A 21860-nucleotide genomic window follows, 5' to 3' on the forward strand; every position below is an offset into this window, starting at 1 on the left:
TAGTCTTATTATTGAGGGTGGTCAATGACCTGCACGGAGATCGTGTCAAAGTCTTTTTTGCCAGTATCAGCGGGTGTAATCTTGGAGCGTGACCCAGGACGCGTCCGCCTTGCAGGCGGTGGCGGCGCTCAGCGACCAGCTGCGCCGCGACATGTACGAGTTCATCCGCCGCTCGGCCGAGCCGGTGACGCGCGACCAGGCCGCGCAGAGCGTGGGGATCTCCCGCAAGCTGGCGGCCTTCCACCTGGACAAGCTGGTCGCCGTCGGGCTGCTGGTGGCCGAGTACGCCCAGCCGGGCGGGCTGCGGCGGGTGGGGCGCGCCCCCAAGGTCTACCGGCCCTCCGACCGGCAGGTGCAGCTCAGCATCCCGCAGCGCGAGCACGGCCTGCTCGCCGAGATCCTGCTGGCGGCCGTCCGGGAGCAGCGGCCCGACGAGGGCGGCGTCGAGGCCGCGCTGCGCGTGGCCGCCGAACGCGGCCGGCGGCTCGGACGGGCCGAGCGGGACCGGCTCAAGCCCGGACGCCTGGGCGTCGAGCGGGCGCTGACCTGCGCGAGCCAGATGCTGGAACGGCACGGGTTCGAACCCGACCGGCACGGCCCCGCGCTGGTCCGGCTGGCCAACTGCCCGTTCCATCCGATGGCCGCCCAGGACCCCGACCTGGTCTGCGGGATCAACCACGCCTTCCTGGCGGCGTTCCTGGAGGGGCTGGACGCCGCCACCGTCACCGCGACCCTGGCCCCCCGCCCCGGCGCGTGCTGCGTCGAGCTGGGCGCGCCCGCCAGCGAACGGGACCTGCCGTGATATTTTCGGCGTCGCCGTGCGCCGCGTCGCGACCGAAGGAGGTGAGACCCATCAACGCTGTGACAGCTCGGGCCTCCCTCCCCCGCATGGCCTAGGGAGCGCCCGCAAGGCATTCCGAAAGGCCTGGAACGCGCATGCGCTTCACCTCTCAGACGTCGTCCGACGGCGTCACCGAACGTTTCTTCATCCTCGGCGGGATCCCCGGCGTGCTGTGGGCGCCGGAGGACGCCGAACCCCGCGCCCTGGTCCTCATCGGGCACGGCGGCGGGCAGCACCGGCGGGCTCCCGGCGTCGTGGCACGCGCCCTCCGGCTGGCGGCCGGGTGCGGGTTCGCGGCGGCGGCCATCGACGCCCCCGCCCACGGCGACCGGCCCAGGTCCGCCGAACACGAACGGATCATCACCGAGATGCGGGCCCGCATGGGGGGCGCGGGCGACCCGGCCCCGCTGCTGGCCGAGCTCCACACGCTGCTGGCCGCCCAGATCGTCCCGGAATGGCGGTCGGTCCTGGACGCTCTCGGGGACATGGGCCCGGTGGGGTACTGGGGCCTGTCGCTGGGCTGCGCCCTCGGCGTTCCGCTGGTCGCCGCCGAGCCCCGGATCCGCGCGGCGGTGCTGGGCCTGAGCGGGACGGCGGCGACCCCGGCCGGGGCCGCCGCCGGGGTCACCGTCCCCGTGCGGTTCCTGGTGCAGTGGGACGACGCGCTGGTGCCGCGCGCAGAGGCCCTGGCGCTGTTCGACGCCCTGGCCTCGAAGGAGAAGACGCTGCACGCCAACCCCGGCGGTCACGGGGACGTGCCCGCCTTCGAGGCCGGCAGCGCGTCGCGGTTCCTCGCCCGGCACCTGGGCTGACACCGCCGCCCGCGCCGCCCGGGACCCGTTCCGGGCGGCGCGCCCGTCAGGGGTAGGAGGTGTCGTGGACGCCCACCGGGGCGCCCATGGCCTCCTGCAACGACTCCAGCAGCGTTTCCAGGTCGCGGCCCTCGGGCTCGTTCAGGAACGCGGTCACGGCGGCGTGGACGTCCACGGTCGCGTCCGGACGGTTCGCGTCGTACCCGCCCATGAGGAAACGGGCGAAGGTGGGCGATGCCGGATCCTCGTCGAGCACCCATCCGCCGCCGACGTCGCTGAACATGTACTCGGCGCAGTAGGCGGTCAGCAGCAGGTCGAAGGGTTCGTAACCGACCGCCTCGTAGAGGGACAGATCCTCGGAGGAGCAGATCGTGCGCATGTGCGTGAGGCCGTGGCTCGGGTTTTCGAGGAGCGTCTCGGGCGGGTCCCAGCGCGACAGCATGCCCAGGTGGACGACCAGCTCGCGGCTCGCCTCGATCCAGACCGGCAGCAGCTCCCGGCGCTCGTCGCGGACGCGGGCCGCCGCGTCCGGGGTCAACGGGTCGGGCAGCGGCTGCTCCGGATCGAACGGATACGCCATGAAACCTCCTGATCTTGAACGGGCGAACCCGCACCCTAACGCACCGGGCACCCGTCGATGAGCCGGCGGCACGGCCCCGCCTCCGGGGACGCGCCCCACCCCGGCCGGAACCCTCCCGCGCAGTGCTCGCCACCGCCGAGTGGTCCGATCGCGGGAGGGCGCGGGGGAGAGGCCCATGCCGCGGGGGCGGTGGGCGCTGCTTCGTCCGGGGTGCCGACGGTGGCGGCCGGGACCGTCCAGGGCGGCCGTGGGGCGCCGTCGCGCGTCCGGGGCGTCAGCGGTCCGGCTGGACCCGTCCCACGTGGTACTCGTAACCGCCGAGCCGTTCGTCGGGGGTGAACCGGGCCGCCCACTCGTCCACCTGCGCCAGCGTGGGGTCGCCGCCCAGCCCGGCCGCGGCCAGCGGCGGGACCTCGTCGAGCTCCCGCCACTGCTCGAAGGAGAGCGTGAGGGAGAGCAACCCGTCCAGCTCGCCGATCGCGCCGATCCCCCGGACGGCGGCCTCCGGCAGTTCGAGCCCCTCCAGCCGCGGGAACGTCCGCAGCACGCTGAGATCGACGGGATCCCTCGTGGCGAGACTCAGCACGCGCAGGGTCGGATGCCCGGCGAGCTGTTCCAGGTCCACCGAGTCCAGGTGGAGTTGCAGCGCCTCCAGCGGGGTTTCGCGCAACGGGCGCAGGTCGACGGGGCCCTCGCCGAACAGCGCCACCGACCGCAGGTACGGCGCCGTGCGGACGGCCTCCAGATCGAGATCCTTGACCTTGTCGACGGCGAGGGAGTGGAGCCTGCGCAGTCTCTTCCCCGGGAGCGGGGCGATGCCCCGCCAGGAGGACTTGCCGGGACCCAGGTGGCCCGGGAGCCCGGCGTCCAGATCCAGGTATCCGTCCTCTTCGTGGTAGTCGCCCCGGTCGAGCGCGGCCACGAGACGGCGCAGCATCGCCGTGACCGAGTCGGCGACGTAGACCGGCGCGCCGTCGTAGTGGATCCCGACGCGGATGACCTGACCGGGACGGCCCGCAGGCCCCGGGTCCATGTCGACCGCCAGGTAGTCGCCGCCCGTGCTGGTCGCGAACGGGATCCAGCTCGGGCTGCCCAGCCGTCGCCGTATGACCCCGGGCGGCCGCGCTTCGCCGGACATCGCCCACAACGGGTTGTCCGTCCACTTCCACTCGCGATGGTGATGGACATGGGTCGTCGTGGACTCCAGGCCGAACCACGGATGCCCGTGAAAGAGCCCGATCTCGTGGTCGCCGTCGGCCTCGCCGTACAGCGCGACCAGGTCGGGAGGCAGTTCGCAGTGGAAGTCCTCCAGCAGCGCGGCCCGTTCGGCCGCGTCCAGCGGAGGGGGCAGGACCTCCTCCTGCCCGAGGATGTCCGCGCGCTTTCCCAGATACTCCCGGAACAGCCGGACGGCCTCCTCCGGGTCACCCGCGGGCGTCGGGTCGGACGGCGGGTCCTGGTCGGCGCCGGGCTCGCGGGGCAGGGTCCCCGGACGGAGGACGTGGAGGAACCACTCCTGGTCGGGGTGGCGCATGCGCGTGATCGCCCGGCTGGTCAGCGCCTCGAACCGTCCCGAGGGCTCGACGACCATCTCGACCGTCAGGTCCTCCGCGGACCCGCCGCCGAGCCCGTACGCCTTTCGCAGCCCGCCGAGGGGGACGCCCAGGTCGCGGCGGCCGCCGTCGGCCATGACGTACCCCGTGCCATGGTGCAGTACGGAGGCGGCCCCGCACTCGGCGCGCACCCGGCCTCGCAGCCACCCCTCCGGCGCCTCCGCCCCGATGCGCGCGGCGATGCTCCGCAGTGCCCGGGCCACGGCGTCCTTCCGTTGATCATCCATGCCGACCGGTTCTACCCCACTCCTCCGACATCGCGGAGGCGGAAGATCAGGCCGGGCCATGGCCCGGGGGCGGAGCGCGCTGCCGGGCCGGACGCGGCCGGGCGCTTCGGCGGGGTCAGCCGCCGCCCTTGGCGAGGTAGTCGGCCGGGTCGTACTGGAGGCGGAGCCGCCGGATCCTGCCGTCGGCGATCTCCAGGAACTCCGCCATCCTGACGGTTCCCCTCGGCAGGTGGGCGTCGTACAGGACGGCCGTGCCGCCGGGGCCGTGGACCTCCTGGACCAGCTCGATCCCGCCGACGTTGGCGACGAACCCCCGGACCCCCTCCTTGAAGGGGGCGGACCCGGTCACGCGTCCGGCGATGGGGCCCTCGAAGTCGAGGTCGTCGGCCAGCAGGGGCAGCAGCTCCCGGCCGTCCGCGTAGCTCTCGATCCCGCCCGTGAGCACCCGGTAGTAGTCCCGGATCACAGGTGGTGCGCTGTCGCTGACCACGGTCACGTCGATCTCCTCTCGCGTCGCCCTCCCTGGGCTGGTTGAGAAAGTAAACCACCCGATTGAGTTTGACAACCGCCCTGGTAGGGTGGGCGGTATGCGCTCCTACCGCCAGTACTGCTCGATGGCGCGCGCCCTGGACCTGGTCGGCGACCGCTGGACGCTGCTGATCGTCCGCGAACTGCTGACCCAGGGGCCCTGCCGGTTCTCCGACCTGCGGCGCGGGCTGCCCGGCATCGCCAGCAACCTGCTCGCGGAGCGCCTGCGCGAGATGGAGTCGGCCGCCCTGGTCGCCCGCCACGACGAGCCGCCCCCGATCGCCGCCACGCTGATCGACCTCACCGACCGCGGCCGCGACCTCGGCGGCGTCGTCCGCGAGCTGGTCCGCTGGGGCGCGCCGCTGATGCTCGAACCGCCGGAGGGCGACGCGTTCCGGGTGCACTGGTTCGCGCTGCCGCTGCGCCACCTGTGCCGCGACGGCGCGCCCGGCGAGCCGGGCGTCGTCGTGCGCCTGGGCGACTCGCACGACGGCTGCGACATCATCGCCGAACGCGGCGACATCGACGTGCGCCCGTGCTCGACCCGGCGCCGGCCCGACGCCACGGTCACCGCGCCGCCCGAGGTGCTCGTCGCGCTGTTCACCGGGCAACTGACCGTGCGGGCGGCCATGGCCGAAGGGCTCGCCGTGGACGGCTCCACCGCGGCGCTCGAACGCGTCCTGCCCGGGGGAGGGGCCCATGGCTGACCGGCCGCGCGACCGCGACCTCCTCGACCGGATCGCCGACGACCTCGGGGACGACCCGGACGTCGAGGCGGGGACGATGTTCCGTGGTCCCGGGCTCCGGGTCGGCGGCAAGGTCTTCGCCTTCCTGGGAAGTCACGGGCAGCTCATCGTGAAGCTCCCGCGCGACCGGGCGGGCGAGCTCGTCGCCGCGGGAGCCGCCGAGGAGGTCGTCATGGGCGGGCGGACGATGCGGGAGTGGATCGCCTTCCCGGCCCGGGGCGACCGCGCGGCCACGCTCGCCCTGTGGCGCGACGCCGCGCGGGAGCCCACCGGTACGTCGACGCCCTGCGACGATCGGGCTGACCGCTCCGGGGGCGGGCGCCCGGCGTCACCGCAGGTCGGGGAAGTCGGCGCAGGTGTAGGCCGGCGGGTCCGGAGTCCCGTCGGCCACCTCGATCCCCTTCACCCCGGGCAGGGTGGTCACCGTGCAGGCCAGCTGGGCGAGGGCGGGACGGGGGAGGGGGCGCTCGCCGGAGGCGTCGACCCGGACCCCGGCCTCGTCGAAGCCGACCTTCAGGGCCTCGGGGACCGCCGAGGTCATGCCCCGGTTCCTCTCCTCCTCGGTGGGGCCCGACCGGAGCTGGCGGAACACCAGGAGCCGATCGTCCTCCACCCCGGGCCGCCGCACCGGGACCAGCCTGCCTTCGCGGACGAGGTACAGGGTGTTGGGCGGATGCTCGCGGTCGGCCAGCTCGTCCCGGCCGGTCACGGTGACCCGGGCGTCCAGCCGCCCCCGCCCGAGCCGCTCGGCCGCGTGGCCCAGCCGCCGCACCGGCAGCAGGACGCCGCGGCCAGCGCCAGGACGAACGCCACCAGGAGCACCGCCGCGTCGGCGACGGCCACGCCGGAGGCCAGCGACCGCAGGTCGGCGGCCTCCTCGTTCAGGCTCACCGTGACGAACGCGATGATCGGCGTGGGCCGGGCCGGCTTCCCGGCGGAGTAGACCCGTGCGCCGATCACCAGGATGGGGGTGCCGTCCAGGCCCATCCGCCGGAAGGCCGTTCCCCGCTCGGCGGCCCGCACGAAGGAGTCGGTCCCATAGACCTTCAGGCGGTGGTTCCGGTCCTCCCCCGGATCGGGAGCGGCGCGCCGGGCGGGGAGTGGAAGGCGTACCCGGTCCGGCGGTCGCCGGGACCGCACCTGGTCAGGACCGCCTCGATCCGCGCGGTGAGGTCCCCGTCCTCCGCCGGCACGGTTCGGGGGACGAGCCGGTTCGGCGTGGCCCTCGCCTCGAAGAGCCGGGCGTCCTGGGTGCGTTGGATGAGCTGGTAGGCGACGGCGGAGGTGGCCGGCGACGACACCAGCGCCATCGCCGTGAACCCGACGGTCAGGCGCGCCAGCAGCCCCGTGGGCCACAGCCCCCCAACGAGGCCGGGAGGCCCGGACGGGACCCGAGGCGGGCGAATCTGCCGATCACCGCGACATCATCCAGACACCGGACGACACGTGTCCAGTGATGTCACGAAACGCGGACATCGGCCTCCGGCGTCACCGTCCCGCCGCGCGGCCGGTCAGTCGAGGCAGAACTCGTTGCCCTCGGGGTCGGCCATCACGATGTGGCCGGCGCCGAGCGGGGGATCGGGCTCGTGGCGTTCGATCCGGGTGGCGCCGTGGGAGACGAGCCGCTCGGCCTCCTCCTCCAGCGCCTTCATCCGCGCCTCCCCCTCAAGGTCGGGAGCGGCCCGCACGTCGAGGTGCACGCGGTTCTTGGCCCGCTTGCCCTCGGGCACCCGCTGGAAGAACAGCCGCGGCCCGGATCCGTCGGGATCCCTCAGCGCCGAGGCGTCGTTGCGGCGCTCGGGCGGCACCCCCGCCGCCTCCAGCGCCTCCTCCCACGACGCGAAGTCCCCGGGCGGGTCCTGGAGCCGGTAGCCGAGGGCCTCGGCCCAGAACGCCGCCAGCTTGGCCGGGTCGGCGCAGTCGAAAGTGATCTGTACGTCACGGGCCATCTCAGCTCGTCTCCCGTCGGGTCCGCCGGTGGGTGTGCAGGTAGAGGTCGCGAAGCAGGCACACCTCCGCCAGATGGTGGATCAGTTCGCGGTTGATGTGAAGCACCAACGCGGCCAGCGGGCGATCGGCGTACGGTCCCTCCGCCTCCCCGCACGGGCGGGCGAGGCCCGCCTCGCCGAGGGCTTCGACCCCGGCCAGCCACGTGGCGTACTCCTCGTCGAGCTGGGCCAGCGCCCCGGCGGCGGTCGCGGCGTACCCGAACGCCCCGTAGTCGGTGGGCTCGCGGCCGAAGTGCGCGGCGTTGCGCACCGCGAGCACGCCGACGATCACGTGCCCGAGCCGCCAGGCGATCGTCGTGAGCGGCGGCGGGTCGGGCACCGGCAGCGCGAAGTCGATGGTCATCGCGCCGGACCCGGCCCGCACCGGCGCGGTGCCGGCGCCGCGCGGACGCACGCTCCAGCAGCCGGGCGCCGGCTCCCAGAAGTACTCCTCGTCGGTGAGCCCGTCGAGGCGGTCGCGCAGTTGCCCGGTCCAGTGCCAGGTCAGCTGGTCCCGGAGCAGGGCGTTCCAGGTCTGGTCGGTCATGGCCCCAGCCTGCCGCCTGTAACGGACAGGAACGTTCCGTGATCTGTGCGACGATGGGCGCGTGACCGTGGAGGCGACGACCGAGCGGGTGCTGCGGCTGCTGTCGCTGCTACAGCGGCGGCCGTCCTGGACCGCCGCCGAGCTCGCCGCCGAGCTGGGCGTCACCGACCGTTCGGTGCGCCGCGACGTGGAGCGGCTGCGCGCGCTCGGGTACCCCGTCCACGCGACGGCGGGCGTCGGCGGCGGCTACCGGCTGGGCGCGGGCACCCGGCTGCCGCCGCTGCTCCTGGACGACGAGGAGGCGACCGCGACGGCGGTGTCCCTGCGGCTGGCGGCGGGCGGTACGGTCGTCGGCGCGGGCCAGGCGGCGCTGCGGGCGCTGGCCAAGCTCGACCAGGTGATGCCGCCCCGGCTGCGCGCCGAGGTGCGGGCGGTGCACGGCGCCACCGAGATCCTCGTCGACCCCGGCGTCCAGGTCGACGCGGAGCTGCTGACGACGCTCGCGCGGGCCTGCCGCGACGCGGTGCGGGTGCGGTTCCGGTACACCGGCCGCGACGGCGCGGAACGCGAGCGCACCGTCGAGCCGGTGCGGATGGTCGCCACCGGGCGCCGCTGGTACCTGATGGCCTGGGACGTCGACCGCGACGACTGGCGCACCTTCCGGCTGGACCGGATGCGCGAGGCGACCGCCACCACCTGGCGCTTCCGGGCCAGGGAGCATCCGGACCCGGTCGCCTACGTGCGGCGGTCGGTGACCGAGGCGCCCTACCGCCACCTCGCCCGGATCCGGCTGCACGCCCCGCCCGAACGGGTGCGGGAGCTGGTGCCGCCCCAGGTGGGGCGCGTCGAGGACGACCGCGACGGCTGGTGCGTGCTCGTCGTCGGCGGGGACGATCTGGACTGGCTCGCCGTGCGCGTGGCCCGGCTGGGCTTCGAGGCGCAGGTGCTGGAGCCGCCGGAGCTGCGGGAGGCCGCCGCCGGGCTCGCCCTCCGCCTCGCGGCGATGACCGGGACCGGCTGAACCCCCGCCCCGGAGAACGGCGCGGGCCCGGGCCGAAGGAGGAGCGGCGCGGGCCCGCGCCGGGGCGGGGTCAGGGGAGGCGCAGGATGAAGTCGAACGTGGCGGACCGGCCGGTGGGGCCGTTCTGGACGTTCATGACCAGGTCCGGGTGGAAGATCGGGTCGGTCTGGTTGCGGGGCTCGTTCGGGAAGTACAGCTGCGTGGTCAGCACCGGCTGGTAGGGCGCCTGCACCTTGACGTGGATGTGCCGGGTCCGGCCCGGGTACAGGCCCGGCACGATGGTCGTCAGCGTGAAGCGGCCCGCCGCGTCGGTGTACTGGTGGCCGCGCAGCCGGTAGCCGGTGTTGTCGTAGCGGCCGTAGGTGTCGGCCTGCCAGAAGTCCAGCAGCGCGCGGGCCACCGGGCGGCACGACATCGAGTACACCAGGCCCGTCACCGTCAGGCGGGTGCCGGTCATCCCCGGCTCCAGCAGCGAGGCCCGCTGCGGGGAGTTGCGCTTGAAGTAGGGGCCTTCGGTCTGCGGCGGCGTGGGGTCGTCGCCGTCGTCGCAGCTGGGGGTCGGCGTCAGCGTGCGCTGCCGCGCCCCGGAGGGCGCGGCGGCGCCCAGCACGGCCGGCACGGCCAGCGCGCCGAGACCGGCGCCCACGATGAAGTCCTTGCGGCTGAGGCCGCGCCCGTCCTTCCGGGAGTCGTCCTTCTGGGGGTCGTCCTTCCGGGAGTCGTCCTTCCGGGGGTCGTCCTTCTGGGGGTCGTCCGACATGGGGGCTCCTTCTTGGCGGGGGGAGAGCGTCGCGACATGTGTATCCCGGGGCCCGGGGCCGGGTCTTGGCGCTGGCTGCCGACGGGTTGGCATCCCCTGCCGAAAGCGGCGCGGTCTGTCGTTCCGACTCGCTCATTGACCCGCCCCGCCGCGCCCGTCAGCCTGGCGGGGATGCGTCCGGCCCGTCCTGTCCCCGCTGCGCGAAGGAGCGCGATGGCCACGCTCGTCACCACCGTCCACCATCCCCTCGACGACCAGGCCGACCACTGGCGGCGGACGGTCTCGGCGGCGTTCGGGCCGCTGCGGCTGGACCCGCCCGACCGGCCCGGGTTCGCCGCCCTGCTGGCCGCCCGCGAGCTGGGCCCGGTCCTGACCGGGGACGTGCGCGCCCCGGCGCACCGGGTGCGGCGCAGCGCGCGGCAGGTCGACCGCGACACCCGCGAGTGCTACAAGCTCGGCCTGGTGCTGCGCGGCTCCTGCCTGCTGCGGCAGAACGGCCGCGAGGCCCTGGCCGGGCCCGGCGACCTGGTGCTGTACGACCTGACCCGGCCCGTCGAGATCGACTTCCGGGCGCACCACATCTTCACCGCCCTCGTCCCGCACGGGGCGGTCGCGCTGCCCCCGCACCGGGTCTGGGAGATGGCGGGCACGCTGCTGACCGACCAGACCCGCAGCGGGCGGCTGGTGGCGTCGCTGCTGTCGGCGCTGGCCGCCGACGGGGACGCCGCCGACGGCCCGCACGCCCACCACCTGGGCGAGGCGATCGCCGAGCTGCTGACCGGCGCGCTGTGCGAACGGCTCGGCCGCGCCGCGCCCCCGCCGCCCGTCGAGGCCGCCCTGCTGCGCGACATCCAGGAGTGGATCGAGCGGCGGCTGGCCGATCCCGCGCTGTCACCCGAGACGATCGCCCGCGCCCACCACCTGTCGGTGCGCCAGCTCTACCGGATCTTCCAGGTGCGCGGCGACACCGTGGCGCGGTACGTGCGGACCCGGCGCCTGGAGCGGTGCCGCCGCGAGCTGCGCGACCCGCGCGCCGCCGACCGGCGGATCGGCGCGATCGCGGCGCGCTGGGGGTTCGCCGACGCCTCCTCCTTCAGCCGCGCGTTCCGCGCCGCGTACGGAGTGAGCCCCAGCGCCTACCGGGACCTCCTGCGCTGAGGCGCCGCCGGGGCCGTGGGGGGGCCCCCCCCCCCGGCCCCCCCCCCCCGGGGGGCGCGGGGGGGGCCGCAGTACGGCGGCCCCCGCGGGGGGGCCCCCCGGGGGGGGGGGGGGGGGGGGGGGGGGGCCCGCCGGCCCCCCCCCCCCCCCCCCCCCGGCCCGGGGGTCAGCGGAGGGAGCCGAAGAAGGCGCGCACGTCGTCGGCGAAGACCTGGGGCTGCTCCATGGCCAGGAAGTTGCCGCCCCGCTCGGTCTCGGTCCAGTGCACGACGTTGTGGTCGCGGTCGGCGAAGCGGCGGATGGCGACGTCGGTGGTGGCGGTCGCGATCACGCCGGTGGGAACGGTCCCGCGCGGCTTGGGGGCGTAGGCGGTGGGGTCGTGGGCCATCTCGTAGTAGAGCTGGGCCGAGGAACCGGCGGTCCCGGTGAACCAGTAGAGGCTGACGTTGGTCAGCAACCGGTCGCGGTCCACGGCGTCCTCGGGCAGCTCGGCGGCCTGGTCGGTCCACTCCTTGAACTTCTCCACGATCCAGGCGAGCTGCCCGGCGGGGGAGTCGTGCAGCCCGTGCGCCAGGGTGTCGGGACGCGTGGACTGGATGTGGTTGAAGCCCATCTTGTCGTCGCGGAACTCCTGGAGCCGGGCCAGCCGTCCCTGCTCGACCTCGGTGAGGCCGGCGAAGTCGGCCGGGTCGTCGGAGGGGAAGGTGATCAGGCCGTTGAGGTGGACGCCGATGGTCCGGTCGGGGGCCTGGCGGCCCATCTCGGCGGCGATCCAGGCGCCGCCGCCGTTGCCCTGGACGCCGTAGCGGTCGTAGCCGAGCCGGGTCATCAGCTCGACGAACGCGCCGGCGATCCTGCCGGTGTTCCAGCCCGGGGAGGTCAGCGGCCCGGAGAAGGCGACGCCGGGGGTGTCGGTGATCACCAGGTGGAAGTCGCCGGTCAGCGGCTCGACCACCTGGGCGAAGGCCGCGAACGAGGCGGGCCAGTCGTGGATCAGCAGCAGCGGCGTGGCGTCGGGGTTGTCCGAGCGGACGTGCGCGAAGTGGATCGGCTGGCCGTCGACCTCGGTGACGAACTGCGGCAGGGCGTTCAGCTCGGCCTCGGCCTTGCGCCAGTCGTAGCCGTCGGCCCAGTAGGCGGCCAGCTCCCTCAGGTAGTCCACCGGGACGCCCCGGCTCCAGCCCTGCCCGCCGATCTGGGTGCCCCATCGGGTCCGGCGCAGCCGGTCGCGCAGGTCGTCCAGGTCGGCGGCGGAGACGTCGATGCGGAACGGCCGGACGGCGTCAGCGGTCATGGTGTTTCCCCTCGGTCGGCAGTGGGGTCCGGAAGGTCCCCGTCGCCCTTCCTCCATCATAGCGGAACAGAACGATCCATTCCACTAATGGGGATCATGGATTCCGGTCGCGACGGGTGATGCGCCTAGGCGTCCGCCGGTTCCTCGCGACCAGGGTGGTCGTCCCGGCGGACGCGCCAGGTCATCGGAAGGAAGACGCGCCGGCCGACCTCGCCGTTCCACTCGGGCGCGAAACCGTGGCGAACAAGGACCCGCACGACCTCGGTGGCGATCTCCTCGGGAGCGATGTCCTTGCTGAAAGAGCCGAACGCGAGATAGAGGCCCCCGCCGTGCAGGGCGGACTCGACGTCCTGCTGATGGCAGAAGGTGAAGCCGCGCGGGCTCTCCCCCTCGGGGGCCTCCCCGCCGATCTCGGCGAAGCCGCAGGTCTGGCAGCAGGTGAAGCCGGCACGGGCGACGATGCCCGCCGCGTCCAGCTCCCGGAAGGCGGCGTCGAGGCGGTCGGTGTCCAGCGGCCCGTCACCCCAGGACCGCTGCGCCTCGGCATGGGCGGCGAACCCGGCCATCGCCGCCTCGCGGGCGACGGCGCGCAACGTCTCCTCGTCGGCCTGCCCGGCGAGATAGTCGACGGCGGCCTCCACCACCTCATCGAAGTCGGCCTCACCCCGCGCGACCTCGGTCCAGACGACTTCCTGCACTTCTTCGAGCATGTCCTCATCGATCACGCCGCAGATCCTGCCACGCCCCCCCCGACACGCCCCGCGGCACGCGCGGTCATCGGAAGCGGAAGCCCCGGCCGCGGGGCGGGCGGTCGAGGGGGAGGCCCGTCGCCTCCTGGAACTCGTGGCGGGCTTCGGGGATCTGCTCGCCGTCGCGCACCAGGACGGTGACGTCCCCGCTCCTTCGCCAGGGGGTGATGAGGGTGACCTCCGTGCCCGAGGAGAGCGCCAGGGTGAGGGTGGAGCGCTCGCGGCCGTCGAGTGTCCTCCGCTGGAACGACCTGCGGATCCGGTCCGTCACGTCGAATTCGCTCATGGGGACGCGTCCGATGCGCGCGGCGGCCGCGATCTGCTCCGGGGGCCACGGCGGGACGCTCCGGAACGGCGGGACCGGCCACGGGCGCGCCTCGTCCATGCGGCGCAGGACGTCCCCCAGGAACGCGCGGATCTCTTCCTCGGAGTGCGGCTGCGGGATCGACGTCTCGGGATCGGTCAGCCTCCCGCCGGAGGCGAGGGCGTCGCTGAGCAGCGCGTACTCCTGCTCGGGGGAGAGGTCCAGCAGCGGTTCGGTCAGCAGGCCCCGGACGCAGCGGTCGGCGAGCCCGCGGTCGCGCAGGTCGGCGAAGAGCAGCGTGTACAGCACGGCGTTGACCAGCCCCCGCCACTCGGGAGGGGGTTCGGGTCCGGGGCGCATGGTGGTTCCTTCCCGTGGTGGACGGGGCCATCACAGCGTGCTCCGGGGCCGTCTGTCGACCGCGCCGCGAGAGCCGGCGAAGGGGGAGCGCCTGTCGGGCCGGCGTCGACGGGACCCGCGGGTCGACCGTCGGCGGCACGCCTGGGGTCACCTGGTGAAGGCGGCCACGATCGGGCCAGGGGGGCGGCCGCCCTACAGGTGGAGGCGGTAGATGGTGGGCGGGCGGCCGGTGCGGCCCTGCTGCTGGCTGCCGATGGGGGCGGCCACGCCCGCGCGTTCGAGGCGTTTGAGGACGCGGCGGGCGGTGCGCTGCTGGACCACCAGATGCTCGGCGACGTCGTGGGTGGTCATGCCGTCGGGCAGCGCGGCGACCAGCTCCCGCAGGCGCAGCAGCGTCTGCGGGTTGAGGCCGACCCGGCGGGCGAGGAGCGGCAGGCTCTCCGGGCCGCGCTCGGCGGGCCGCCCCTCGCCGTCGGGCTCGATCACGATGTCGACGTCGTCGGCCATGGAGACCACGCCGGCCACCGCTCCGACGGAGGCCGCGCGGTTGATGGCGCGGCGGGCGAGCGACTCGGCCTCGGCGGCGGTGCGGCCCAGCCCGAAGCCGATGTGCGCGGTCGGGTGGCGGGCCGCCAGCAGGTCCAGCAGCGGCATGCGGGTGAACCGCTCGGTGGCCTGTTCGAGCAGCCCCCGGGTGGTGACCAGCAGGTGGCGCCCGTCGGGCAGGGACGCCAGGCTCCCGCCGAGGGTGACCAGGTCGTCGGCGAGCCGGTCGTCGGGCTCGGGCAGCTCGATCAGCCCCAGCGCGACCTGGGCGTCGCCGGCGTGTCGGCCGCTGGTGGTCAGCACCAGCGTCTGGAGGGCCGAACGGATCGAGTAGCGCGACGGCGCCAGCCGCACCGCCTGCATCTCGGTCTCCAGCGTGTGGAACGCCGAGCCCAGGCAGGTGATCGCCACCCGGGTGTCGTGCCTCTCCCGGGCCGAGCGGTGGAAGGCCACGATGTCGTCGGAGGTCAGGCCGGGCCGGTAGGGCAGCACGTGCACGTGGTCGGTGGGCAGCTTGGCCTCGGTGAGGGTCTCCATGACCTCGGCGCGCCGCAGCGTGTCGATCGAGGTGCGGGTGACGTCGTGTCCCAGCCGCAGCAGCTCGACCAGGGCGCGCAGCAGGGTGGCGCCGTCGTAGGAGATGTACATGGCGGGCCGGGCGAGCACGCCGGCCGCCGTGGCGGCGGTGTAGGGGACGACGCCGGTGAACAGGAACGCGTCGACGCGTTCCTGGGCCTCCTCGACGATCGCGACCGTCTCGCTCTCGTGCTGGTAGGGCAGCGCCGCGAGCACGGCGGACCCGCTCTCGCTCCCGACCGCGACGACCCGGTGGACCAGGTCCTCCGGCCCCACGATCCCGATGGTGACGGACACGGCACCTCGCTCTTTCCAGTTTGGGTCAGGCCCTCAATCGGTGATCCTACCCAAGTCTTGCTGGCGCGTGACGAACGGGGAGGACACCCTTGACGTGAAGACGTCAGGATTCTAGATTTCGGTCAAGACCTTAATTTGTGATCGTGGGGGTGGCCCGTGTCCCGACCGCCGGTTCGCCGGGATCCGCTGCCCGGAGTGCTCGAACCCCGGGGCCGCACGATCGGCGCCGAAGAACGCGCGGCGGTGCTGCGCGTGCTCGACTCGGCCGTGCTGTGCGGCACCTTCGGCACCGAGACGCGCGCCCTGGAGGCCGAGGTGGGCGCGCTGTACGGCCGCGAGGTCGTGGCGTGCTCCTCCGGCACCGCCGCGCTGCACCTGGCGGTCGCCGCCGTCGGGCCCGAGCCCGGCGACGAGGTCATCACCACTCCCATCTCCGACTTCGGAACCGTCGCGCCGATCCTCGCGCAAAACGCCGTCCCTGTCTTCGCGGACGTGGATCCCGCCACCGGCAACCTGGACCCGGCCGCGGTGGAGGCGGCGATCACCCCGCGCACCAGGGCGATCATCGCGGTGCACCTGTTCGGCGCCCCGGCCGACACGGCGGCGCTGCGCGCGGTCGCCGACCGGCACGGCCTGGCGCTGGTCGAGGACTGCGCGCAGGCCTGGCTGGGCACCGCCCCGGACGGCGGGCCGCTGGGACGCCACGGCGACGTCGCCTGCCTCAGCCTCCAGCAGTACAAGCACATCACCGCCGGGGACGGCGGGCTGGCGATGACCGCCGACCCCGAACTGGCCCGGCGCATGCGGCTGTTCATGGACAAGGGCTGGGACCGCGCCCTCGGCCGCGTCCACCTGGCGTTCGGCCTCAACTACCGGATGACCGAGCTGGCGGCGGCGGTGGCCCGCGCCCAGGTCGGGAAGGTCGCCGGTGTGGTGGCCCGCCGGAGGGAACGCGCCGCGCGGCTCCTCGCGGCGCTCGCCGGCCTGCCGGGCCTCGGCCTGCCCGACCCCCGCGGGCACGCGTGGTGGATGTTCCCCCTCACCGTCCCCGACCGGCCCGGCAACCGCGCCTGGGCCGGCGGGCTGGCCGCCGAGGGGATCCCGGCGCTGGCCGGATACCTGGAACGCCCCCTCTACGCCAACCCGGCCCTCGCCGGCGCCCCCGTCTACGGCGGCTCCCGCTTCCCCCTCGACCGCGGGTACCCGGCGGGGCTGTGCCCGAACGCCGAACGGCTCATCGAACGGACCCTGGTCGCCCTGCCCTGGAACGAGGGCTACACCGACGGCGACGTCGACGACATCGCGCACGCGGTCCGGAGGGTGCACGCCGATGTCTCCTGAGGCGGCGCCCGACTGGCTGATCCGCACCGCGGACGAGGACATCGCCTACGACGTGGACGTCCTGTTCGGCGCCTGGCCCTCGGCGCCGGGCGACCTCGGGCTGGACGTCGTGCGGGGGCGGCTGCGCGCCGGCGGGGTCGCGCGCGCCCTGGCCGTCTCGGCCAGGGGCGCGCTGTTCGACGCCGCCGCGGGCAACGCCGAGACCTTCCGGACCGCCGCCCCCGACCTGGTCCCGGTGGGCACCGTCGACCTGCGGAACGCGTGGGCGGCCGGGGAGCTGCTGGACGAGATGGCCGAGCGCGGCGTCCGCTTCCTGCGCCTGTTCACCGTCCAGCAGGGCGTCGAACCGGGCTTTCCCGGGCACGCCCACGTGGTGGAGCAGGCGGCGGCCCGGGGCATGGTGCTGCTGCACGACGGCGACCCGCGCCGGTTCGGCCCGGCGCTGGCCGGGCGGGGCGCCGAGGTGGTCTTCCTGGACCTGCACGTCTACCTGCTCGCCGACTTCCTGCTGATGGCGCGGGACGAGCCGGGCTTCCGGGCCACCACGCGGCTGCTGTCGTCGCCGGACGCGATCGAGCGGGTCGCCGGCACCGTCGGCGCGGACCGGCTGGTCTTCGGCTCGCGCACCCCGCTGGTCGACCTGTCCCCGCAGACGCTGCGGCTGCGCTACGCGCGGATCGGCGCCGCCGAGCGCCGGCTGATCGCGGGCGGCACCGTGGCGGCATTGCTGGGGGAGGGGGACTGATGCCGATCATCGATGTGCACGGCCACTGGGGACCCTGGCCGTTCCTCATGGACACCGGCGGCGCGGCCCCCGGCGACGCCGCGCTCAACCTGGAGCTGATGGACCGCTACGGGATCGACCTGCAGATCGTCTCGGCGTCCGAGGCGGTCGTGTACGACGCCGTGGCGGGCAACGCCGCCCTCGCCGAGACGCTGGCCGGGTGCCCGCGCCTGTACGGCTACGCGGTCGTCAACCCCAACCGCCTGGAGCGCAGCGCCGAGGACCTGCGGGCGTGCCTGGCGACCGGGCGGTTCCTCGGCGCCAAGATCCACACCACCTACCCCGGCGTGCCGATCGGGTCGCCGTGGATGGCCGAGGCGTTCGCCATGCTCGACGAGGTCGGCGCGCCGCTGCTGCTGCACACCTGGGGCCCGGACGTGGCGCTGCTGCCGGGGCTGCTGGCCGACCGCCCCCGGCTGCGCGTCATCGTGGGGCACGCCGGGGGCGACGCCTGGCGGGAGGCCGCCCACGCCGCGGCCGCCTGCGACCGGCTCTACCTGGAGCACTGCCGCACCCTCCCCGACTCCGGGCGCGTCGCCTACGCGCGGGCCGCCGGGGTGCCCGTCGAGCGGTTCCTGTTCGGGACCGACTCGACGCTGGTCGACCCGTGCGTGGCGCTGGGCGTGGTGCGCGACGCGGGGTTCACCGACGCCGAACGCGAGCGGGTGCTGTGGCGCAACGCCGCCGACCTGTTCGGGCTGTCGCCGCCGGAGCCCGCGTGAGGGTGGGGTTCGCCGGGCTGGCCACGACGTTCCATCCGGGGGCCGACGCCCGGCTGCTGCGCGAGCGCGGCGTCACCGACCTGGTGGTCTGGGGCGACGACGGGCGCTTCGCCGCCGAGCACGGCGCCCGCGCCGTCGCCGCCCTGGACGACCTGGTCGCCGCGCGGCCGGACGCCGCCGTGGTGACCTGCCGCCCGGCCGCCGTGCCCGCGGTGGTGCGGCGGCTCGCCGGGGCCGGGATTCCGGTGTTCGTCACCAAGCCCGCCGTCGGCACGCGCGCGGACCTGGACCGGCTGGACGAGGTCGTCTCCGCCGCCCCGGCCCCGGTGACGACCTGCTCGGTGCTGCGGTTCGCGCCCGGGGTCACGCGGCTCGCCCGGCGGCTCCGGGAAGCGACCGTGCTCGGCGTCCGGGTGACGGTGCGGCACTCGGTGACCGCCTACCTGGAGCCCGGCCGCCGCTGGCTCGACGACCCCGGCGAGGGCGGCGGCACGCTGCTGACGATGGGCCTGCACGGGGTGGAGCTGGTCTCGGCGCTGCTCGGGCCCGGCCTCGGCGCCCGCTGGGCGGCCGGGGCCGTCCACGTCCACCACGGCACGCTCTCGGAGGACACCGCAGTGATCGCGCTGGGCGGGCCCGCCGGGCGGTACGGCGTCGTGGAGGTCCTCGGCGCCACCGACGAGGAACGCTACGAGGTCGCGGTCCAGACGCCGGAGGGCGCGCACACCGTGTCGCTCCCCGAGCCCGGCGCGGACCCGATGACGTCCCTGGGCTACGCGGCGACGATCGACGCCTTCCTCGACGCGGCCGCCGCGGGGCGGGCCGCCGTCCCCTGGGCGACGGCCCGCGAGGTGCTCAGCGCCGCGCTGGACGCCCGCTCGCTGGGCTGAGCGCGTCGAGGCGGGCGACGACGGCGGCGCGCTCGGCCGCCGGAAGCGGGGGGCCGTACGGATCGTGGGCCGCGTCCTCGGGCAGCAGTCCCTCGTGCGCCGCGGCCCACATCATCCGCTGCACGTAGCCCTCGATGGGGGCCAGGAACGTGACGGCGGCGAAGCGGTCCAGCCGGTCGGAGGCCGCCACGAACGCGGTGTGGTCGCCCGCCGCCCAGGCCCGCATCACGTCGGCCGTCAGGTCGGCCCGGGCGGCTGCGATGCCGACCAGGGCGGTGTCGGCGCCCCACATCAGCGACGGCCCGAACATCCGGTCCTCACCGGTGATCGTCAGCTTGCCGGTGCCGCGGGCCGCCCAGATCGCGTCCTGGCAGCCGATCGCCCGGTCGAGCGTGGCGGTCTTGATCCCCAGCATCGACGGCAGCGCCAGCAGCTCGCGGACCAGTTCCGGCGGGTAGGGGTAGCCGCCCGCCTCGCCGTGCAGGTAGAAGCCCACCAGCGGCAGCCCGCTCTCGGCCGCGACCCGCTCGTGCAGCCGCACGGCCCGGTCGTGGCCGTCGGGCAGCGCGCCCAGCGCGGCCACCGGGTACACCATGACGGCGTCGGCGCCCAGCTCGGCGGCGCGCACCGCCATCGCGACGGTGGCGTCGGCGGCCCGGCCCGGGTCCGGGGCGGTCACCGCGCGCGGCACGCCGACCCCCGCCACCAGGGGCGCCGCCGTCGCCTGCCGCCAGGTGGCCAGCACCCGGGACCGGTCGTCCTCGCTCAGATGGAGCCCGCGCCCGGTGTGCGCCCACACCGCGACGCCGCCGACCGGCCCCTCGGCGACGCGGACGGCGTAGTCGGCCAGCGCGTCGTGGTCGACGACGCCGTGCCGGTCCATGGGGGTGACGACGGCGGGCAGCAGCGCGCCGCGCAGCCGCTCGACGAGAGGATGCATCGCGGGACCTTTCCTGTCAGGGGGCGGGGCTGCGTCAGAGGTCGTGGCCGAGGCCGGGGGCCGTGGGGACCGCCACCGAGCCGTCGGCGACGGCGAACGCGCCGGGGGCCAGCGGCTCGGCGTCGACCAGCAGCGGGCCCACCAGGTCCGCCGGGACGGTGGCGCCCGGCAGCGCGGCGGCCAGGTGCAGCGCGGCGAGCGTGGCCACGCCCAGCTCGGGCATCGAACCGATCTTCACCGCGATCCCGGCGGCCTCGGCGACCGCCGCGACCCGCAGCGCGCGGTGCAGCCCGCCGACCTTGAGGACCTTGATGTTGAGCACGTCGGCGGCGCCGCGCCGGACGATCTCCAGGGCGTCCTGGGGCGACCGCACGCTCTCGTCCGCCATCACCCGCACCTCCAGCCGCTCGCGCAGCCGGGCCATCCCCGTGACGTCCCAGTGCGGCAGCGGCTGCTCCAGCAGCGTCAGCCCGGCGTCGGCCATCCTGGCCAGCGTCGGCAGCGCGGTGGTGGCGTCGTAGCCCTCGTTGGCGTCCAGGCACAGCTCGGCGTCGGCGGGCAGGACGGCGCGCACGGCGCGGACCAGCTCCAGGTCGCGGGCGGGGTCGTGGCCGCCCTTGACCTTGATGTGCCGGAAGCCGCGGGCGGCGTGCGCGGCCGCCTCGGCCGCCATCTCGTCCAGCGTGCCGAGGCCCACCACCCAGGCGATCGGCACCCGGTCGCGGACCCGGCCGCCCAGCAGCGCGTGCACCGGCCAGCCGGCGAGCCGCCCGGCCAGGTCGTGCAGGGCGATGTCGAGACCGGCCTTGGCGACGTGCTGCCCGCGCAGGGCGGCGTCCATCGCCAGGTGCGCGCCGGCGCGGTCGAGCGGGTCGCGGCCGACCAGCGCGGGCGCCAGGTGCTCGCGGATCGCCGCGTCGATCCCGGCGAGCGTCTCGCCGGTGTAGGCGGTCATCGGCGTGGTCTCGCCGACCCCGCGGGCGCCCCCGGCCGTCTCGACCTCCACCACGAGGCTGACCAGCTCGGCGGTGGTCCCGCTGCTGATCTGGAACGGCCGCCGGTAGGGCGCCCGGACCACGCGGGTGCCGACGGCGGCGATGCGGTCGCCGCCCGCGCCGGGACGGGTGACGACCTGGTTGGGGGCGACGCTCAAGACCGGGCTCCTCTGGGGGGTCGCAATTCGGGGCCGAACCATTTACGGTCTAGACCGTAAGTACCCCGGTCGGTCGATGTCAATGGAAGGCGGTCCCATGCGCCTCGGGCTGTACCTCAATCTCTACGGCGACGGGACGGCCCGGCCGTCCCTGCGGGACGCGGTGGAGCAGGCCCGCCTCGCCGAGCAGGCCGGCTTCTCCTGGGTTGTGCTGGGCGAACGCCACCTGCACCGGCCCGGCTACCACGAGGTCCTCACCTCGCTGACCTGGCTGGCCGCCCACACCGAGCGGATCGGCCTGGCCACCGCCGGGATCGTCGCGCCCTTCCACCACCCCGTCGTGCTCGCCGAGACCCTCGCGCACCTGGACGTGCTGTCCGGCGGGCGGGTGACGGCCGGGTTCGTGCTCGGCTACCGGCCCGAGGAGTTCGCGCTGTACGGCGTGGAGCCGTCGGAGCGGGTCGCCAGGTTCGAGGAGTGCCTGACCCTGGTGACCCGGCTGTGGACCGGGGAGGAGGTCTCCCACCGGGGCCGCTTCACCACGCTGGAGGGCGCGTTCCTGTCGCCGCGGCCCGCGCAGGACCCCCGGCCGCGGCTGTGGAACGGCGGCCGGGTCCCGGCGGCCCTGGAGCGCACCGCCCGCATGTGCGACGGCTGGACCACCTCGTTCAACGAGACCGACGCCGACCTGCCCGGCAAGATCGCCGAGTACCGCTCCCACCCGCGCGGGGCGGGCACGCTCGGCCACGAGGTCATCGTGTGCCGCGAGGGGTACGCCGCGCCCACCTCCCAGGCCGCCCGGCGGGCGCTGGAGGGCCCGCTGCGCGGCCTCTACGACGCCTACACCGGCTGGAAGCGCACCTCGCCGGACGCCGCCCGCTACGCCCAGGGCTGGGACGACATCACCGCGCGCGGTGTCGTCGGCTCCCCGGGCGAGTGCGCCGAGCGGCTCGCGCACTACGGGGCGATGGGCGCCGACGGCGTCGTGCTGCGCGTCCAGCCGCCCGGCATGCCGCAGGCCGACGCGCTGCGGGCGATCGAGACGTTCGGCGCCGAGGTGCTCTCCGGCTGAGACGCCCCCGG

25 protein-coding genes are annotated in these 21860 nt (G+C 75.1%); 10 read left to right on the forward strand and 15 right to left on the reverse strand.

Going from position 1 to position 21860, the window contains the following annotated elements:
• The first annotated feature begins 88 nt into the window (after positions 1-88).
• Both HNR61_RS37220 and HNR61_RS37225 read left to right on the forward strand, forming a co-directional pair.
• Positions 89-802 (forward strand): helix-turn-helix transcriptional regulator, encoded by a 714-nt coding sequence (locus HNR61_RS37220; protein WP_220510253.1) that lies wholly within the window; start codon positions 89-91, stop codon positions 800-802.
• Positions 803-936: 134 nt separating this feature from the next.
• Entirely contained in the window at positions 937-1653 is a 717-nt protein-coding gene (locus HNR61_RS37225; protein ID WP_182847824.1) for a dienelactone hydrolase family protein, read from the forward strand.
• Between the two features lie 46 nt (positions 1654-1699).
• Here the strand turns inward: HNR61_RS37225 and HNR61_RS37230 are convergent, their stop codons facing one another.
• The 3 genes from HNR61_RS37230 to HNR61_RS37240 all read right to left on the reverse strand — a co-directional run bounded on the left by HNR61_RS37230 (position 1700) and on the right by HNR61_RS37240 (position 4569).
• Positions 1700-2233: a hypothetical protein gene (locus HNR61_RS37230; RefSeq protein ID WP_182847825.1), complete on the reverse strand. Its 534-nt coding sequence runs from the start codon at positions 2231-2233 to the stop codon at positions 1700-1702.
• Between the two features lie 274 nt (positions 2234-2507).
• Positions 2508-4073: an SMI1/KNR4 family protein gene (locus HNR61_RS37235; RefSeq protein ID WP_182847826.1), complete on the reverse strand. Its 1566-nt coding sequence runs from the start codon at positions 4071-4073 to the stop codon at positions 2508-2510.
• A gap of 115 nt (positions 4074-4188) precedes the next feature.
• On the reverse strand, positions 4189-4569 hold the full coding sequence (locus HNR61_RS37240; RefSeq protein ID WP_182847827.1) for a nuclear transport factor 2 family protein: 381 nt from the start codon (positions 4567-4569) through the stop codon (positions 4189-4191).
• A gap of 91 nt (positions 4570-4660) precedes the next feature.
• On the opposite strand from HNR61_RS37240, the gene HNR61_RS37245 reads away from it, so the two are divergent.
• Positions 4661-5308, forward strand: coding sequence for a winged helix-turn-helix transcriptional regulator (locus HNR61_RS37245; protein ID WP_182847828.1), 648 nt, complete (start codon positions 4661-4663; stop codon positions 5306-5308).
• A gap of 367 nt (positions 5309-5675) precedes the next feature.
• On the opposite strand, the gene HNR61_RS49585 is transcribed toward HNR61_RS37245, so the two are convergent.
• The 5 genes from HNR61_RS49585 to HNR61_RS37265 all read right to left on the reverse strand — a co-directional run bounded on the left by HNR61_RS49585 (position 5676) and on the right by HNR61_RS37265 (position 7882).
• Positions 5676-6119 (reverse strand): HAMP domain-containing protein, encoded by a 444-nt coding sequence (locus HNR61_RS49585; protein WP_312898290.1) that lies wholly within the window; start codon positions 6117-6119, stop codon positions 5676-5678.
• Positions 6053-6370, reverse strand: a complete 318-nt coding sequence (locus HNR61_RS49590) for a hypothetical protein (RefSeq protein ID WP_220510254.1) — start codon at positions 6368-6370, stop codon at positions 6053-6055. The genes HNR61_RS49585 and HNR61_RS49590 overlap by 67 nt, the downstream gene beginning before the upstream one ends.
• Before the next feature lie 23 nt (positions 6371-6393).
• Entirely contained in the window at positions 6394-6657 is a 264-nt protein-coding gene (locus HNR61_RS37255; RefSeq protein WP_182847829.1) for a hypothetical protein, read from the reverse strand.
• Positions 6658-6858: 201 nt separating this feature from the next.
• Entirely contained in the window at positions 6859-7296 is a 438-nt protein-coding gene (locus HNR61_RS37260; RefSeq protein ID WP_182847830.1) for a VOC family protein, read from the reverse strand.
• A gap of 1 nt (position 7297) precedes the next feature.
• Positions 7298-7882, reverse strand: coding sequence for a DinB family protein (locus tag HNR61_RS37265; RefSeq protein ID WP_182847831.1), 585 nt, complete (start codon positions 7880-7882; stop codon positions 7298-7300).
• 67 nt (positions 7883-7949) lie between these two features.
• Between HNR61_RS37265 and HNR61_RS37270 the strand changes: the two genes are divergently transcribed.
• Positions 7950-8903, forward strand: a complete 954-nt coding sequence (locus HNR61_RS37270; RefSeq protein WP_376770298.1) for a helix-turn-helix transcriptional regulator — start codon at positions 7950-7952, stop codon at positions 8901-8903.
• Positions 8904-8973: 70 nt separating this feature from the next.
• On the opposite strand, the gene HNR61_RS37275 is transcribed toward HNR61_RS37270, so the two are convergent.
• Positions 8974-9663, reverse strand: coding sequence for a dioxygenase family protein (locus HNR61_RS37275; protein WP_182847833.1), 690 nt, complete (start codon positions 9661-9663; stop codon positions 8974-8976).
• A gap of 213 nt (positions 9664-9876) precedes the next feature.
• On the opposite strand from HNR61_RS37275, the gene HNR61_RS37280 reads away from it, so the two are divergent.
• Positions 9877-10821 carry an AraC-like ligand-binding domain-containing protein gene (locus HNR61_RS37280; RefSeq protein WP_182847834.1) on the forward strand — a complete coding sequence of 315 codons (945 nt, stop codon included), beginning with the start codon at positions 9877-9879 and terminating at the stop codon, positions 10819-10821.
• A 166-nt stretch (positions 10822-10987) separates the two neighbouring features.
• On the opposite strand, the gene HNR61_RS37285 is transcribed toward HNR61_RS37280, so the two are convergent.
• The 4 genes from HNR61_RS37285 to HNR61_RS37300 all read right to left on the reverse strand — a co-directional run bounded on the left by HNR61_RS37285 (position 10988) and on the right by HNR61_RS37300 (position 14947).
• Positions 10988-12115 carry an epoxide hydrolase family protein gene (locus HNR61_RS37285; protein ID WP_246444621.1) on the reverse strand — a complete coding sequence of 376 codons (1128 nt, stop codon included), beginning with the start codon at positions 12113-12115 and terminating at the stop codon, positions 10988-10990.
• A gap of 125 nt (positions 12116-12240) precedes the next feature.
• Positions 12241-12840, reverse strand: a complete 600-nt coding sequence (locus tag HNR61_RS37290) for a DUF6891 domain-containing protein (RefSeq protein ID WP_182847836.1) — start codon at positions 12838-12840, stop codon at positions 12241-12243.
• 49 nt (positions 12841-12889) lie between these two features.
• On the reverse strand, positions 12890-13528 hold the full coding sequence (locus tag HNR61_RS37295) for a hypothetical protein (protein WP_182847837.1): 639 nt from the start codon (positions 13526-13528) through the stop codon (positions 12890-12892).
• 192 nt (positions 13529-13720) lie between these two features.
• Complete coding sequence (locus tag HNR61_RS37300; RefSeq protein ID WP_182847838.1) at positions 13721-14947, reverse strand: hypothetical protein; 1227 nt, start codon at positions 14945-14947, stop codon at positions 13721-13723.
• Between the two features lie 195 nt (positions 14948-15142).
• On the opposite strand from HNR61_RS37300, the gene HNR61_RS37305 reads away from it, so the two are divergent.
• Genes HNR61_RS37305 through HNR61_RS37320 form a run of 4 tightly spaced genes read left to right on the forward strand, consistent with a single transcriptional unit; the run spans position 15143 to position 18684 of the window.
• Positions 15143-16288 carry a DegT/DnrJ/EryC1/StrS family aminotransferase gene (locus tag HNR61_RS37305; protein ID WP_312898291.1) on the forward strand — a complete coding sequence of 382 codons (1146 nt, stop codon included), beginning with the start codon at positions 15143-15145 and terminating at the stop codon, positions 16286-16288.
• A complete protein-coding gene (locus HNR61_RS37310; RefSeq protein WP_182847840.1) occupies positions 16278-17033 on the forward strand; it encodes an amidohydrolase family protein in 756 nt (251 codons plus the stop codon). Before HNR61_RS37305 ends, HNR61_RS37310 begins: the two co-directional genes overlap by 11 nt.
• Positions 17033-17794: an amidohydrolase family protein gene (locus HNR61_RS37315; RefSeq protein ID WP_182847841.1), complete on the forward strand. Its 762-nt coding sequence runs from the start codon at positions 17033-17035 to the stop codon at positions 17792-17794. The genes HNR61_RS37310 and HNR61_RS37315 overlap by 1 nt, the downstream gene beginning before the upstream one ends.
• Positions 17791-18684 (forward strand): Gfo/Idh/MocA family protein, encoded by an 894-nt coding sequence (locus tag HNR61_RS37320; RefSeq protein WP_182847842.1) that lies wholly within the window; start codon positions 17791-17793, stop codon positions 18682-18684. The genes HNR61_RS37315 and HNR61_RS37320 overlap by 4 nt, the downstream gene beginning before the upstream one ends.
• Here the strand turns inward: HNR61_RS37320 and HNR61_RS37325 are convergent.
• Together HNR61_RS37325 and HNR61_RS37330 are read right to left on the reverse strand one after the other, a co-directional pair.
• On the reverse strand, positions 18650-19624 hold the full coding sequence (locus HNR61_RS37325; protein WP_182847843.1) for a dihydrodipicolinate synthase family protein: 975 nt from the start codon (positions 19622-19624) through the stop codon (positions 18650-18652). The two genes, HNR61_RS37320 and HNR61_RS37325, sit on opposite strands and share 35 nt — an antisense overlap.
• A 34-nt stretch (positions 19625-19658) precedes the next feature.
• A complete protein-coding gene (locus HNR61_RS37330; RefSeq protein WP_220510255.1) occupies positions 19659-20777 on the reverse strand; it encodes a mandelate racemase/muconate lactonizing enzyme family protein in 1119 nt (372 codons plus the stop codon).
• A 97-nt stretch (positions 20778-20874) separates the two neighbouring features.
• Between HNR61_RS37330 and HNR61_RS37335 the strand changes: the two genes are divergently transcribed.
• Complete coding sequence (locus HNR61_RS37335; protein ID WP_182847845.1) at positions 20875-21849, forward strand: LLM class flavin-dependent oxidoreductase; 975 nt, start codon at positions 20875-20877, stop codon at positions 21847-21849.
• The last annotated feature ends 11 nt before the right edge of the window (positions 21850-21860 follow it).

The sequence above is a fragment of the Actinomadura kijaniata genome (assembly GCF_014138665.1).
Lineage (GTDB): Bacteria > Actinomycetota > Actinomycetes > Streptosporangiales > Streptosporangiaceae > Spirillospora > Spirillospora kijaniata.

Bases quoted from the DNA above. Each gene is read 5' to 3' on its own strand.
- HNR61_RS37225 (WP_182847824.1), top strand. From the start codon at position 937: ATGCGCTTCACCTCTCAGACGTCGTCCGACGGCGTCACCGAACGTTTC.
- HNR61_RS37255 (WP_182847829.1), bottom strand. From the start codon at position 6,657: ATGGCGCTGGTGTCGTCGCCGGCCACCTCCGCCGTCGCCTACCAGCTC.
- HNR61_RS37280 (WP_182847834.1), top strand. From the start codon at position 9,877: ATGGCCACGCTCGTCACCACCGTCCACCATCCCCTCGACGACCAGGCC.
- HNR61_RS37235 (WP_182847826.1), bottom strand. From the start codon at position 4,073: ATGGATGATCAACGGAAGGACGCCGTGGCCCGGGCACTGCGGAGCATC.
- HNR61_RS37315 (WP_182847841.1), top strand. From the start codon at position 17,033: ATGCCGATCATCGATGTGCACGGCCACTGGGGACCCTGGCCGTTCCTC.
- HNR61_RS37260 (WP_182847830.1), bottom strand. From the start codon at position 7,296: ATGGCCCGTGACGTACAGATCACTTTCGACTGCGCCGACCCGGCCAAG.
- HNR61_RS37325 (WP_182847843.1), bottom strand. From the start codon at position 19,624: ATGCATCCTCTCGTCGAGCGGCTGCGCGGCGCGCTGCTGCCCGCCGTC.
- HNR61_RS37285 (WP_246444621.1), bottom strand. From the start codon at position 12,115: ATGACCGCTGACGCCGTCCGGCCGTTCCGCATCGACGTCTCCGCCGCC.
- HNR61_RS37265 (WP_182847831.1), bottom strand. From the start codon at position 7,882: ATGACCGACCAGACCTGGAACGCCCTGCTCCGGGACCAGCTGACCTGG.
- HNR61_RS37230 (WP_182847825.1), bottom strand. From the start codon at position 2,233: ATGGCGTATCCGTTCGATCCGGAGCAGCCGCTGCCCGACCCGTTGACC.
- HNR61_RS37335 (WP_182847845.1), top strand. From the start codon at position 20,875: ATGCGCCTCGGGCTGTACCTCAATCTCTACGGCGACGGGACGGCCCGG.
- HNR61_RS37295 (WP_182847837.1), bottom strand. From the start codon at position 13,528: ATGCGCCCCGGACCCGAACCCCCTCCCGAGTGGCGGGGGCTGGTCAAC.
- HNR61_RS37245 (WP_182847828.1), top strand. From the start codon at position 4,661: ATGCGCTCCTACCGCCAGTACTGCTCGATGGCGCGCGCCCTGGACCTG.
- HNR61_RS37275 (WP_182847833.1), bottom strand. From the start codon at position 9,663: ATGTCGGACGACCCCCAGAAGGACGACCCCCGGAAGGACGACTCCCGG.
- HNR61_RS37310 (WP_182847840.1), top strand. From the start codon at position 16,278: ATGTCTCCTGAGGCGGCGCCCGACTGGCTGATCCGCACCGCGGACGAG.